The sequence below is a fragment of the Spirosoma luteolum genome (assembly GCF_054778875.1).
On sequence record NZ_BAAGZE010000003.1, the window covers coordinates 1 to 14,109 of the forward strand.

Consider the following 14,109-nt stretch of genomic DNA (forward strand, 5'->3'; position numbering starts at 1 on the left):
TTAAAGGCCAAGGTGTAGTCGCCCTGAGTGCGCTTACGTCGTTGATTGATTGGCTTATCCATAAAATAAGTTGGGGGTAGTGTCAACCTATTTCAGGACGGGTCATAGAAACCAAAAAAAGCCCCGCCGATGTCGGCGGGGCTTTTTTTAGGGGGGCAGCAGTCATGACCTAGTCGACTGCTTCGGCCGGCGTCAGCGTAACGACTACCGATTTGGAGGTCGGTGTGTTGCTGCGCTCGGCTACCGAATCGATCGGGATCAGCACGTTGGTTTCAGGATAGTAGGCCGCCGTACAGCCGCGCGGGATGTTGTAGGGCACCACAATGAACTGGTGCGCCGTGCGCTGCTGGCCGTTGAAATGGCTGTGAATATCGACCACCTGCTTGTCGGCCAGGCCAAGATTGGCCATATCGTCGGGGTTCAGGAACAGCACCCGCCGTTCGTTGTAGATGCCCCGGTAGCGATCGTCGAAGCCGTAAATCGTGGTGTTGAACTGATCGTGGCTGCGCACCGTCATCAGCATCAGCTCACCCGTCTCCAGGGTATGCTGACTCGGTACATTGATCGTAAAATGCGCCTTGTTGTCGTTGGTCTTGAACTCACGTACCCGGGGACCGTTTGGAATGTAGAACCCGCCCGGCCTGCGCACCTGCTCGTTGTAATTGTCGAAGCCCGGCACCACGTCGGCAATGGCGTCGCGGATGCGGTCGTAGTTTTCGACAAACGCATCCCAGAATGCGGCCGACCGCGCTTCGGCGGGCAGCGGTGCCAGATTCCGGCGGGCGTGCGCATGCTCGTCGGCCAGAGTGGCTTTCGCCATACCCGCCAGAATCGCTACTTCGCTTTTCAGACTGGCCGATACGGCGTCGACAATGCCGTGCGACTGGGCTACGACGCCCGTGGTGCTCTCGCAGCTCACAAACTGCTCGCCCGACGCCTGATGATCGCGGTCGGTACGGCCCAGACAGGGCAGAATCAGAGCCGATTCGCCATGGATCAGGTGCGACCGGTTCAATTTGGTCGACACGTGTACCGTCAATTTGGTTTTCCGGAAGGCGTCGGCCGCGAAGTTGGTGTCCGATACCGCCATCACAAAGTTACCGCCGAGGGCAAAAAACACCTTGGCGCGGCCTTCATGCATGGCTTTTACCGATTTCACCACGTCGAACCCGTGTTCGCGGGGCGGCTCGAAGTGGAACCGTTTTTTGAGCGAATCCAGAAACTCGGCCTTCGGTTTTTCCCAAACTCCCATGGTGCGGTCGCCCTGCACATTACTGTGTCCCCGAATGGGGCTGGCCCCGCCCCCTTCGATGCCGATACTGCCTTTGAGCAGCAGCAGGTTCACCAGTTCATTGAGCGTGTTGACCGAATCGCGGTGCTGCGTCAGGCCCATGGCCCAGCAGATCACCAGCTTCGGCGTGTTGCGGAATAGTAGTACGGCTTCCCGCACCTGCTCAACCGTCAGGCCGCACTGCGCACACAGATCGGGAATGCTGTAGGCCTCCAGGCTTTTTTTGTAGGCCTCGAAACCCGACGTGTAGTCGCGAATAAAGGCCTGATCGAGTACCTGACCGGGTGTTTTCTCCTCTTCTTCCAGCAGGATCATGGCCATTGCTTTCAGCAGCGCCATGTCGGAATTGATGCGAACCTGCAGAAATACGTCGGTCAGGTTCTGCGGCCCGATCAGCATATCGCCGGGGCTCTGCGGGTTGCGAAACTTCAGCAGCCCCGTTTCGCGCAGGGGATTGACCGAGATGATTTTGGCACCGTTTTTCTTGGCCGCTTCCAGCGCCGTCAGCATGCGGGGGGCATTGGTACCGGGGTTCTGCCCCATAATCATGAGCACATCAGCTTTCTCGTAATCGTCGTACACGACCGATGCCTTGCCCAGCCCCAGCGTATCGGCCAGCGCCACACTCGTCGACTCGTGGCACATGTTCGAGCAGTCGGGCATGTTGTTGGTGCCGTACATCCGCACAAAAAGTTGGTACAGAAAGGCGGCTTCGTTGCTGGCCCGGCCCGACGTATAAAAAATGGCTTCGTCGGGCGAGTCGAGGGCGTTGAGTTCGGTGGCGATCAGATCGAACGCTTCGTCCCAGCTAACGGGTACGTAGTGATCGGTGCCGGGTTTGAGCAGCATGGGCTGCGTAATGCGACCCTGTTGCCCCAGCCAGAAATCGGTTTTGGTACGCAGTTCGCTCACCGAATAGCGCTGAAACAGCACGGGCGATGCCGTGTGGTGGTCCATCACCTCGTCGGCCACGGCTTTGGCACCGCTTTCGCAGTACTCGGCAATGGGCGATCGGTGCCCATCGGGGTCGGGCCAGGCACAGGAAGGACAGTCGAACCCGTCTTTTTGGTTCAGGTTGACCAGTGCTTTCCAGCCGCGTCCCACACCCGTGCCGGTCAGCACGTGTTTGAACGACTGCAGAATAGCGGGCATGCCGGCGGCATCGTGATAGCCTTCCTGCTGATCCAGATTACCGGTGAGTTTTTCGGGGGGGGTGTTCGGATTCATAGTATGATCAGTTAATCAGGATGCAACGAGCCCAATGGCAACCGAGTGCTCGTGGGCTTCGACACTGTGGGTAAAATAGCAACAGGCCACGCCAGCCGCCTGCATCTGATCGACCAGTGCCTGGGTAGCCTCGGCTTTGGCCGGCCGGATGCGCCGGATGTATACGCAGCGGATTTGCCGGGGAAAATGCTCGACAATCGACGCGTAGATCGTGGGGTCCTGCTGCGAGTCGTCCCCGAGGAGCACGAACTGCCGGTCGGGATAGGTCTCCAGGATCCGTACGATGCGGTCGAATTTGGTAAAGTGTTTGGTTTTGCCGGTTTGCAGCAACTGGTTGAACTGCTTCAGCTGACTGAGCAGATAAACCCCGTCGGGCAGTCCGTTTTTGGCTGAGAACTCCAGAATGTACGAGTAGAGGTTCCACTCGCTGCTCGACACGTAAAAGAACGGGTTGGTGCGGCCGGGCCCGCTGTTGGCTTCGGCCAGCAGCTGGTAATGGGCCACCACCCCCGCGAAGGGTTTACGACTGTGGGCGTTTTCGGTCAGCAACACCTGCAGCCGTTTGGCAATCGTGGCCGAATGCGAAATCAGAAACGTATCGTCGATGTCGGAGATGCAGGCAAAATCGGTATCGTGGGGCACCAGCACCTGCCCGCTGCCTTCGGCCAGCACCCGCTGTTCGGCCAGGGTCTGGGAGAGCAGTTCGGCCCGCACAGGATACCAGCCCGGCGTTACGGGCTCGGGCAGTTCCAGGTCGTGACGAAAATAGCCGTCGGCGTCGGCTTTTACGTCTACCGTATGGCCCACACAGGTAAGCCGAACAAGGGTGTTGGGATAGGGTTTGACCAGAAAGAGCCGCACCACAGCCAGCATATTGAGCAGCTTATTGTCGCGGTAGCGCCGGCGCGAACGGGCACTCCGGCGCAGCACATGACCGTTGATGGTCAGTTTGGTGGTGCTCCCATAACCCCGGTATAGCCGGATCAGCGGCTGATCCGTAAGCCGCAGCCAGTTCAGAATTTTCCGTCGAAAAAATCCCTTTACCGGTCGGTTTTGTTTAGCAATAAACGTAGGTTGCTCAGGGGTCATCGTTCGTTGTCACTACTGTCTTTCGTATAACTTATAAACCGCCGGTAAGTTGCTCTTTTTATTCGCCATCAACCCTGCGTCGGGTGGGAAAGCCAAATCGGACTGGGAATCTGGCATCGAAACGTTTTTTGCCGGCACCGAACACACCGCCGAACTGTTTATGCTCGACGGTAAAACCGACGCGCAGACCCTGCCCCGCCGAATCGACGAACTGCAACCCGACCGGGTGGTAGCCGTAGGGGGCGATGGCACGATCAAGTGCGTCGCCGAACACCTCGTCGACACGGGCATTCCGCTGGGCGTACTGCCGGCCGGTTCGGCCAACGGCATGGCCCGCGAACTCGGCATTCCCCAAACCATTCCCGAGAGTCTGGCGCTGCTGGTCGACGGCGACACCCGCCCGGTCGACATCATCGACGTCAACGGGGGCGAACTCTGCATTCACCTGGCCGACATCGGGCTCAACGCGCAGCTGGTGCGGTATTACCAGAAAAATAACCTGCGGGGCAAGTTCGGCTACCTCAAGGGCGTGCTGGAGGTGCTGCGCAAACGGCGGCTGCTGCGCGTAGAAATAAACCTGGGCGATGCGTGTGTGCAGCGGGCGGCCTTCATGCTTGTACTGGCCAACGCCCGCATGTATGGCACCGGTGCCGTTATCAACCCCGACGGTGATCCGTCGGATGGTCAGTTTGAAGTGGTGGTATTCCGGCGGCTATCGCCCTGGGAGATCATCAAACTGTTCTGGCAGTACAAACCTTTCGACAGCCGGTATGTCGAAATTTTCCCGGCTACAACCGTTACCATTCAGACCCACCGGAAAGTGTATTTTCAGATCGACGGCGAGTACCAGGGGCGCGTCACAACGATCGACGCGCGTATCCGGCCCGGTGCGCTAACCATGATTCTGCCGCACAAAGGCAGCTGAATGGCCGGTCAGGCCTCGACAGCGGGCGACACAACCACCCGCTGCGGCTCGGTGTACAGATTAAAGCGTTCGTTCCGCACGAAACCCGCCAGCGTAATACCGGCTTCCTGCGCCATCTGTACGGCCAGGCTCGATGGGGCACCCACGGCCCCCAGCAGCCCGATACCGGCCTGCCAGCTTTTCTGCACCAGCTCGACCCCGATGCGGCCACTCAGAAATACGCCGTGTTGGGCCAGCGGCAGCCAGCCCTGCCAGAACGCAGCCCCGATTAGTTTGTCGAGGGCATTGTGCCGGCCAATGTCTTCGCGCACCAGCAGCAGATTGCCCTCGGCGTCGAACAGGGCGGCCGCGTGAATACCACCGGTGTAGGCAAAGGCACGCTGCGTATCGCGCACCCGATCGGGCAGGGCGTGCAGCACGCGGGCATCCAGCCGAAACGCCGATTCGACAGGGCCGGCTGTCTGGGCCAGTACAGCCTCGATGGTGGCCTTGCCACACAGCCCGCAGCTCGACGAGGTAAAGGTGTTGCGTTCCAGCCGCGCCCAGTCGACCGCCACCGAGGGGTGCAGCTCGACCCGCATGACATTACCTTCCTTGGCCTCATCCTGTACGCAGTGCCGGCACGAGACAATGTCGGCGGGCTGGCCAACGATGCCTTCGGTAAATAAAAACCCCATGGCCAGTTCTTCGTCGTGACCGGGCGTACGCATCGTCACCGACACACTGCGCTGCTGCCGGTCGTGGGCAGGACCGAAACCTAGCCGGATTTCGAGCGGCTCCTCCACGGCCAGCAGATCGGGAGCTTCGCTGAAGGTGTCGCCGGTAATTTTCTGAATCGTGACGGGGGCTACAAGTGCCATAAAAAAACTGGATGGGATTTCCCTGAAAACCCCATCCAGCCCGAAATGATTGATAACCGCCCTAAAAACTAATCGAAGCGGCCGCCTTCACCGCAAACTTGTTCACGGGAATGTTGTTGGGCCCTGCGTCGAGGTAGGTAAGCCGGTGTACGGCCTGCACCCGGAAAATCTTGAAGATATTATCGATACCGTAGCCCAGCTCAACGTAGGGAACGTCGCTGCGGAGCGAGCCAAAGTGGATTGGCTTCTGGTTGCCCATGGCCTTATGACTGTCTATATCCTGATTGGCCCGCGAGCGGCTGCCCCAGAGCACATCGGCGTTGGCCACGAGCCGCCAGTTGAGTTTGCGGATACCCGGCAGGCGGTTGAATAGCAGCCCCTCGAACTTATGCTGCACGTGCATGGCCACGAAGCGGTCGCTAACAAACTCGTAGAACTGCATCCGGTTGAAGGTGTTGACCGTGAGCAGCGGAGTGGGGTTGCCGATGTGCGGAAACAGCAGCGGAGCCGGCAAGGTAGAGGGCGTGAAGCCCGCCGACAGCAGGTAGGTCATGCGCCCCAGCGGTCCCAGCCGCAGGGTCTGCTGCGCCCGTACCGTCAGCCGGTCGTAGTTGAAATCGCCACCGAGCCCCCGGGTACCCCGCGTGTAGCGGATGGTCAGGATGGGGGCCCGTCTGGTACCCAGCGTGATGCGCTCGTTGCCATCCATAATGTATTTCTCCTTGCGGGCCAGCCGCGCTTCAAACGACCAGTAGGTATCGTAGATCGTCGACCGCACCGGCGACTGGTCTTCGAGCGCTGGCTCGAGCCGGTACTGGTACGGAAACAAAGGGTCGATCGTGCGGCTGCCAATGGTCGTCCGGAGCAGTATGCCTTTTACGGGTTCGACCAGAAAAAACAGTTCGCGCTGCTTGCTTTCGTAGGCACCCCGGTAGCGGCCGAAGCGGCTCAGGGCGTAGAACAGCCGGTTGCCGCCAATCAGTTCGGGAGTCAGGCCCAGCCGTTCGAGGTCGTAGCTGATGCGCCCGCCCAGCATGGTCCAGTGCTGCCGCGAGATCAGGTAATCGGCCTCGACACCGTATTTGAACTGCTTATCGAGGGTACCGTAGGCCAGGTAGCTGCGCAGAATCAGGTGGCGGCTGAACTGCTCGTTGGTACGGAAGCCCAGCCGTGTCCGTAACCCTTCGACCGTGTTGACGGCGAACAGATACGGGTACGGCCCAATGTCGAGCGGGCCGAGTTTGTAGAAACCCGTCACAGCAATCTGCCCTACGGCTTCGGCCGTGCGTACGGCCGGCACCTCGCGCAGCTTCTCGATCAGCATCCGGGCTTTCTTATCGTCGCGGCTGAGCGAGTCGGGCCCCGCCATGGTGCGCTGTACCGACGCCCAGTAGGCTTCGTTGGTGGTGGCCACGGTGTCGCTGGGCTCGATGGGCTGCTCGTAGAACAGCACCGGTCGGGGTCGGTTCACGACCACGTTGCTGTTGCGCAGGGTTACCTGCGCCCGCATCCCCAGCGATTGCTTGCCCACGCCCGTCAGATCGGCCATGAGCTTGAGGCCCACCGGCAGCCAGCCGGCCGTGCCGCCCTGCCCCGAAGCCGAATCGACCGTTGGTTCCAGTTCCTGCTCAAGGGTCAGCTGCCGCACGTAGTTGAGGTTGGCCCGGCTGCCGATTTTAGCTTCGATCAGGCACAGCGCAAACGAGGTCGTATCGATCCAGGCTTTGCCCGTAAATACCAGGTCTTCGGGGCGTTTGGGGTCGAACTGAATTTCGTAGCAAACGTGATCGCCGATGGTGGTGGTATCGGCCAGGAAGAACTCGTACCAGTTTTTCCAGTTTTCGCCGATGGGTGAGGCAAAATCTTTACCCAGAATGGGAATGTAGTTGTCGTAGAAGTTCTGACTGGCCAGGTTGGTGCCGCCCAGCAGTTGCGAACTGAGGCCGGCATCGTCGACAGCTACCCCTTTGATGCGCGTTTTCCGCACATCTTCGCGCCGGCGCTGCGGCCCCGTGCGGTAGTAAGTATGCGACACCGATTCCGACACCAGAATGGGCAGCAGCCGGTGCCCCTCATCGTCGACCAGCGAGTCGTGGCGGCTCATGGCTTCGTTGACCCGCCGGATCAGTGGGTTGCTGCGCATACGGTCGGTCATGTGACTGAGCGCAATATCGGTTTTGACGTAGCTGTCGTATTCGTAGGCCTGCAGGCGGTTGCGGTCGTTGAGCGTGCGGTTCCTGCGCACCTGCCGCAACACCCGAAAGGCCGGATTTTCGCCCGCCCGCACCACCACTTCCTGCAGGGCCGTACCCGTCGAATGCAGTTGTACATCGATGGCCTGGGTAATCCGCTCCCGGTCGATAAACCGGCGCTGGGTGGCAAACCCCATCGAACTGACCGCAATCGAATCGGTCAGCACGTTGGTACGCAGCACGTAGCGGCCTTTATCGTCGGAGAGCGTCCCGATTCGCCGGCCCACCAGCGCCACGCTGGCAAACGGAATCGGTTCTCCCGTTTTGGCGTCGGTTACCAGCCCCGTAACCGAATACATCGTCTGCGCCTGGCTCTGAACACCCAGTAACAAGCTCAACAGACCCAACAGGAAGCGCAGGCGTACACTATGTTTCATATGCGAAAAAAAGGTCAGCTAAGTTACATGAATTACCTAGTAATTCCAGCAAAAATGTCACCGACATTTTACTAACTCTATAGAAACACTTCCACACCGGCGCCCTGCCTTTAGCCAACCAGCCAGATTTTATCGGCATCGGCCCCCTGCTCGGTCCACTCGACCAGTACCCGCTGCGACTCGAGGGTATTGACGCGCATGCCGGTATAATCGGGCTTGATGGGCAGGTCGCGGTTGTAGCGCCGGTCGATGAGCACCAGCAGTTCGACCTTGCGGGGCCGGCCAAAGGCCGTCATGGCGTCGAGGGCCGCGCGTACCATCCGTCCGGTGGCCAGCACGTCGTCGATCAGAATCACCCGTTTACCTTCGATCACGAAGGGTACGTGGGTTGTGTTGGGCCGCAGGGGCGTATCGCGCCGGCGAAAATCATCGCGAAAGAAGGTTGCATCCAGATAACCCAGCGGCACGGTGGTACCCAGGGCACGGGTCAGCTCGCGGCTGATGCGTTCGGCAAAATGGATACCGCGGGGCTGCATGCCCAGTAGTACCGTATTGGCAAAATCCTGATGGTTCTCGATCAGTTGCTGGGCCAGTCGACTTACTACGATTTCGAGCAGCGGACTGGATAAGATCAGGCGTTGTTGGTTCATACGGTAAAAGTAACCGGTTCGCGTTTATTTAACCATCCGATTTTCGTGGCCGGAAACCGGATGCACCGGCCCCGGCCACGCGGTTTCTGTCGGGTCCGGCGGTTTCTGGTTACTTTTGTGGCACAAGCCAACCCGGTGCGCCGGGTGTTGGCTCTGGCAGACAATTACTTCTATGAAATTTCTGATTGTTGGGCTCGGCAACGTAGGGCCCGAATATGCGCTGACCCGGCATAACGCCGGCTTTATGGTGCTCGACCGACTGGCGGCTCAGCACGGCTTTTCGTTTTCGCTCACGCGGCTGGCCTACACGGCGCAGTGGCAGCACAAAGGCCGCCAGCTGTTCTTCGTAAAGCCCACCACGTTTATGAACCTCAGCGGCAAGGCCGTACTGTATTACCTCAAGCAGGAAAACATTCCGGTCAGCAACCTCATTGTGGTTACCGACGACAAAGACCTGCCTTTCGGCAAACTGCGGCTAAAGCCCAAAGGATCAGCCGGTGGGCATAACGGTCTGCGCCATATCGACGAGTCGCTGACTACCCAGGAGTACGCCCGGCTGCGGGTGGGTATTGGCAATAACTACGCAAAAGGCCGGCAGGTCGACTTTGTGCTGGGGCCGTTTCCGGAAGACGAACTGATTCAGTTACCCGACTATCTCGACAAAGCGGGCGAAGCTATACTGGCTTTTTGCACTATGGGCATACAACACGCCATGAACAATTACAACCAATGATATAATATTTTAAAGATTTTTGTATTTTTTACAGAAAAAACAAACAATTGAAAGCTCATTGAAAGACTTCAATTATATTTTCTTTCTAGTTATTTATTCGACTATTAATTCCAAAACTAGGTATTTATCGGCATTATATTCGGAATAAAATTCGGCAACGGCCCTATAGTTGGTTTGTGTTTTCAAAACTTCTACGGACATTTGTGCGTTCTTAATTCACAAACGAAATAGAACAAATCAATGAAAACGCGTGTTATCTTTGCATCACTGATTCTTGGATTAGGATTAGTAAGCAGTCAGGCAAACGCGGCTACCACCACCAACACTGATGATAGCCCGGCTGCCACCAGGCCGGCAACTGCCATGCTTGTCAATGGTTCGGAGAAGCAATTCGCTTCGTATCTCGAACAGCACATTGGTAAAGCTACGCAACATACCAACTGGCAGGACTTTACGAATGTCGTTTCGCTGTATAACCAAAACCCGGCTGCTGTGCTGACTGTCAGCAACGCTGATCGGGCCCGGTTCAACGAAGCAATTGCCAAACTGAATACGCAGCTCGCCAGCCGCAAAGACGCACAGGCGTCGGTATGGCTGGGACAGGCCGATCACACAGCCCGGATGATCAACTTCCTCTGGAACGCGAACCGGACTGCCAGCGAAGCCGCTGACATTCAGTAAACTACTTCAAAATCCGATTTAACCGGAATTTTGGAACACAATAGGGTTGAAGTTAGTTTTTCATGTAGAAAAGGTTAAGGGTTTAGGAATAGTCAGTATAGGGTTCTCCGCTTCGATCGGGGAACCTTATCTTTTTTTAGGGGTATTCGGTCGGCAACCCGTCCGGCTCTCCCCTCCCTCAAACACGAAAAAGCCAGCCCTCAAAACGGAGCTGGCTTTTTGCATTTGCTTAACCTAAACTAATAAAGAGGAGTATGACTAAAGAGCGAAAGAGTGAATGAGTGAAAGAGCGAGGGCGATGGATGACTAAAGAGCGGGGGAACGTGAGTGAGTTGGTGGGACAATGGGCAAAGCTTCGCTGAATTGACCCGGTAAAGGGTGCTGGTAAGATTCGCTCTTTCACTCTCTCATTCTTTCACTCTCTCATTCTTTCGCTCTTTCACTCGTTGACTAGTTCCCACCCTTCACCCGGTTCTGTTCGGCCGAGGTGGCGGAGTTGCGTTCGCGGGCGCCTTTCACGTTCTGGTTGCCGAAGCGGTAGGTAAACGTCAGCATGATCCGACGGCTTTCCCAGCGCGAGCGTACCCGCAGGTCGATATCCTGCACCACGGCCCGGCCATTGAACTGATTGAGCCAGAAGGGGTCGTTGATGTTGAGCTTCAGGTTACCCTTGCCTTCCATCACCTTTTTCTGCAGCCCGATGCTGAACGCACCCATCGGCTGTGAGCGGTAGAAGCCGTACTGCGAGGCTGAGTTATACCAGCCTGAGACTTCGGCCGACAGTGTTTTGTTGATGGTCAGGGCGTGCGCCATGTACATGTTGAAGGCCACCAGTTTTACCTCGTAGGGTGCGCCGGAGTAGAACGTCTGGTAGTTGGTGTAGTAGCCATTCAGGTTAGTCTGGATGTTCCACCACTTGGTTACCGGCAGCGGGAAGCTCACCGTCAGGTTTACGTTGTCGAGGTGACCCAGGTTTTCGGGAGTTACGTAGGTGATGTTGCGCTCGGGAATCTGGCGGGGCGTTTCGTTATTGATAAAGTCGGTGGTGCGGCTGTACCCCAGCGTGGTCGAAATGGTGCTTTTGAACACGTGCGTCAGTTCGATCGAGTTGGTGTATTGCGGCCGCAGAAACGGGTTGCCCTGCTGGTAAGTGTAGGGGTCGAGGTAGAACACAAACGGATTCAGATTCTGATAATCGGGCCGGTCGATCCGGCGGCTGTACGACAGGTTCAGCACATTGTTGGTGTCGAGCTGGCGCGACAGAAACAGCGTCGGAAACAGGTTGAGGTAGTTGCGTTCGACCCGTTGATCGAGCGTCACCGACGTGCCAATCGAATGGGTGTGCTCGGCGCGCAGCCCGGCCTGAATTTTCAGGTTTTTGCCAATCTTGCCGGCATAATTCAGGTAAGCCGCGTTGATGTTTTCGTCGTACTTGAACTGATTGGAGCGGCTGGCGTCGAATACCCACAGCTGGCGTTCGCTCTGGAGCGTATCGTAGATGGCATTGTTATCGGCGTTGACCAGGCTACTTTTCAGGCCGGCCTCCAGTTTCGAACCGTTTTTGAACGGATGGGTGTAGTCGGTCTTGAACGCCAGAATCTTGATCATCGAGGGCATGTTGTTGCGTACCTCCTGATTGGGCCGCACCAGTTCGTTCTGGGCGTTACGATAGACCGTGCTCAGGTTATTGAAATTCTTCCCGTCGTACTGTACGTAGTCGGCATCGGCCGTCCATTCGCGGCCCTTGCCATCGAAATCGTACTTATAGTTCAGGTTTACCGTGCTGTTCTTGAGCAGTTCGCCGGCATCGGTCCGCGTGGTGGGCTGGCTGATCAGTTCGCGGTTCTGGTTGCTGATCTGCGTGCGATTTATCCCCATCGACGTCCAGTTGTTATGAAAGCCATTGAAGAGAATGCCCAGGGTGCTCTTGGTACTGATAAAGTAGTCGGCTCCGAGCTTGTATGAATTGCCAATGCTCTGGCTGGGCCGAAACGACTGCTGGTCGAAGTAGGTTACCTGCCCGTTGAAGGGAATGGTGCGATTCAGGATGTTGGCGTTGTTGCTCAACCTATTGTTGTAGCTGTAGTTGCCAAACAGGTTGACTTTGCTGGTGCGGTGGTTCAGGTTGAGCGTAGCACCGTATTTGGGGCGACTCAGGAAGTTGCCATCCAGGTCGCGCACCCAGCCATAGCCCGAGTTGACGGTAGCGGTGCCGTTGGTGCCCAGATTGCGGTTGCGCTTCATCTTGATGTTGATGATGCCCGAGTTACCGGCCGCGTCGTATTTCGACCCCGGGTTGGTAATGATTTCGATGCTGGCGATGTTGTCGCTGGCGGTGTTTTTCAGCAGGTTCGATACTTCCTGCTGCGAGAGGTAGGTTTGTTTGCCATCGATGTAAACAATCACGCCCGATTTGCCTTTCAGCTGAATCTGGTCGTTCTGCCGATCGATGGTCACGCCCGGCGCTTTCTCGAGCACTTCGAGGGCTGTGCTGCCGCTGGCCACGATGCTGTTCTCCACGTTCACCACAGTCCGGTCGACCTGCTGCTCAATGAATGGCTTCTTTGCCACTACGTTTACTTCCGTCAGGTTTTTCGATTCGTCGAGCAGCGTCATAGCCGGCAGTTCGTAAGCGGGCTGGGCCTCGTCGATTGCGAACGGAGCGCTATACGTTTTACGAAATCCCAGCTGCTGGGCCGACACCAGGTACCGGCCGGCGCCAACATTTTCAAACAGGTATTTGCCGTCGGCATCGCTGATCGCTCCTTTCACCAGCGTCGAGTCGGTTGCCTTCAGCAGCATCATTGTCGTGAATTCAACGGGTTTGTTTTGCGCCGTGCCAACCTGCCCCCGGACCGTGCCGCGGTTAATTGGCTGACTGACAGCCACCGATGCTGTCAGTACAAATGAGGAGATGAGTAGCGCTATCGTTTTCATACGTTAGTTTAGTTATCGAGGAGGGGTGTTCTTGACCACTTAGTACCTTACAAAGGTAGGTAGTATGTATCGCAAAGTACCTTATCTTACATGAGCGGTCGGGAGGCTGGGATGAATGGCCCCGGTGCGGTTTTACGCGGCTGATGAGGAGAGGGAATTCGGGACAAAGAGAGCGAAACGCCGGGCGATGTTGCACGTCATCTTAAAAAAAAAGCCGATGTGCTGGCATCGGCGCGTATGGGTCAGGCCGGAATCCGGCGTCTCCGGCCTGACCGACCCGTTACAGTTTGATGCCTACCGACCAGACCGAAGCATCAGGGCCCTGACCCGCCCGGAACAAACTGTTGGGTTCGTAGCGGCCAAAGAGCCGGGCCGATCCTTTGAAGCCCATTTCGGTCATAAAGCCCCAGCGCACCGGGCTCAGGTTATAGTTGTTGTGGTCGCGTACGGTTCTGGCCCCAACGGCTTTCACACTCGTGTAGCTGTCGAGCCGCATGCCGGCGTAGGCCCCTACACTGAACGAGAAGCCTGATTTTGCCGCCAAGTTCAGCATCAGCGGCAGGTTCAACTGGGTCGTAACCAGTTTCGACTTGTGCAGATCGGTGGGGGCTGCTTCGATCACCAGCTTATCGTTCTGGCGGGTCAGCACGTTGCGGCCGTCGAACATAAAGTTGTTCCAGGCCACTTCGGGTCCGGTAATGAGCCGCAGTTTGGTGCTGCCCCCCGTAACGAGCGGAATGCGTTTCTGCCAGGCCAGTGCCACGAAGCGTGAGCCGATGGGCCGCAGTTCATAACCAGCAGGCAGGCTACCGCTCAGGTTGTTGAAGCCGACATAGATGCTGAAGTCGCTCACCACGCGCTCTACTTTCTTCGGAGCGGGCTTACTGATTTCTGTTTTTACCGAATCGGTGGTGGTAGTAATGATCGTAACGCTGGTCTGGGCGTAGGCAGTGGTAGTAGCGGCAACGAGAACCGAAGCGAAGAGGGTGTTGAGCGTTTTCATAGTCGTATGCGTTTAGGATGTTCAGTGAGACAGTATACAGGTTTGTTTTTCAGTGAGAGCGGCAACGTCTTTGTGCCTTAGTTG

10 protein-coding genes are annotated in these 14,109 nt (G+C 57.2%); 3 read left to right on the top strand and 7 right to left on the bottom strand.

The features are described 5' to 3' along the window. Window positions 1-169: 169 nt before the first annotated feature. On the bottom strand, window positions 170-2,518 hold the full coding sequence (locus tag ACYVAC_RS02845; RefSeq protein ID WP_461096052.1) for an FdhF/YdeP family oxidoreductase: 2,349 nt from the start codon (window positions 2,516-2,518) through the stop codon (window positions 170-172). A gap of 15 nt (window positions 2,519-2,533) precedes the next feature. After that, a complete protein-coding gene (locus ACYVAC_RS02850) occupies window positions 2,534-3,607 on the bottom strand; it encodes an App1 family protein (RefSeq protein WP_461096053.1) in 1,074 nt (357 codons plus the stop codon). A 49-nt stretch (window positions 3,608-3,656) separates the two neighbouring features. Here ACYVAC_RS02850 and ACYVAC_RS02855 point away from each other — a divergent pair, with 49 nt between their 5' ends. Beyond that, window positions 3,657-4,532, top strand: coding sequence for a diacylglycerol/lipid kinase family protein (locus tag ACYVAC_RS02855; protein WP_461096054.1), 876 nt, complete (start codon window positions 3,657-3,659; stop codon window positions 4,530-4,532). A gap of 8 nt (window positions 4,533-4,540) precedes the next feature. On the opposite strand, the gene fdhD is transcribed toward ACYVAC_RS02855, so the two are convergent. The 3 genes from fdhD to pyrR all read right to left on the bottom strand — a co-directional run bounded on the left by fdhD (window position 4,541) and on the right by pyrR (window position 8,671). Next, window positions 4,541-5,392, bottom strand: a complete 852-nt coding sequence (fdhD, locus tag ACYVAC_RS02860) for a formate dehydrogenase accessory sulfurtransferase FdhD (protein WP_461096055.1) — start codon at window positions 5,390-5,392, stop codon at window positions 4,541-4,543. A gap of 61 nt (window positions 5,393-5,453) precedes the next feature. Further along, the gene (locus ACYVAC_RS02865; RefSeq protein ID WP_461096056.1) at window positions 5,454-8,021 is read right to left on the bottom strand and encodes a DUF5686 and carboxypeptidase-like regulatory domain-containing protein; all 2,568 of its coding nucleotides are present in this window, start codon (window positions 8,019-8,021) and stop codon (window positions 5,454-5,456) included. 110 nt (window positions 8,022-8,131) lie between these two features. Beyond that, the gene (pyrR, locus tag ACYVAC_RS02870) at window positions 8,132-8,671 is read right to left on the bottom strand and encodes a bifunctional pyr operon transcriptional regulator/uracil phosphoribosyltransferase PyrR (RefSeq protein ID WP_461096057.1); all 540 of its coding nucleotides are present in this window, start codon (window positions 8,669-8,671) and stop codon (window positions 8,132-8,134) included. Between the two features lie 172 nt (window positions 8,672-8,843). Between pyrR and pth the strand changes: the two genes are divergently transcribed. Together pth and ACYVAC_RS02880 are read left to right on the top strand one after the other, a co-directional pair. Further along, window positions 8,844-9,404: an aminoacyl-tRNA hydrolase gene (gene pth, locus ACYVAC_RS02875; RefSeq protein WP_461096058.1), complete on the top strand. Its 561-nt coding sequence runs from the start codon at window positions 8,844-8,846 to the stop codon at window positions 9,402-9,404. A gap of 240 nt (window positions 9,405-9,644) precedes the next feature. Then, complete coding sequence (locus ACYVAC_RS02880; RefSeq protein ID WP_461096059.1) at window positions 9,645-10,085, top strand: hypothetical protein; 441 nt, start codon at window positions 9,645-9,647, stop codon at window positions 10,083-10,085. 450 nt (window positions 10,086-10,535) lie between these two features. Here ACYVAC_RS02880 and ACYVAC_RS02885 read toward each other — a convergent pair whose 3' ends face one another. Then, window positions 10,536-13,022 (bottom strand): outer membrane beta-barrel protein, encoded by a 2,487-nt coding sequence (locus ACYVAC_RS02885; protein WP_461096060.1) that lies wholly within the window; start codon window positions 13,020-13,022, stop codon window positions 10,536-10,538. 280 nt (window positions 13,023-13,302) lie between these two features. Next, entirely contained in the window at window positions 13,303-14,025 is a 723-nt protein-coding gene (locus tag ACYVAC_RS02890; protein WP_461096061.1) for an outer membrane beta-barrel protein, read from the bottom strand. Window positions 14,026-14,109: the final 84 nt, after the last annotated feature.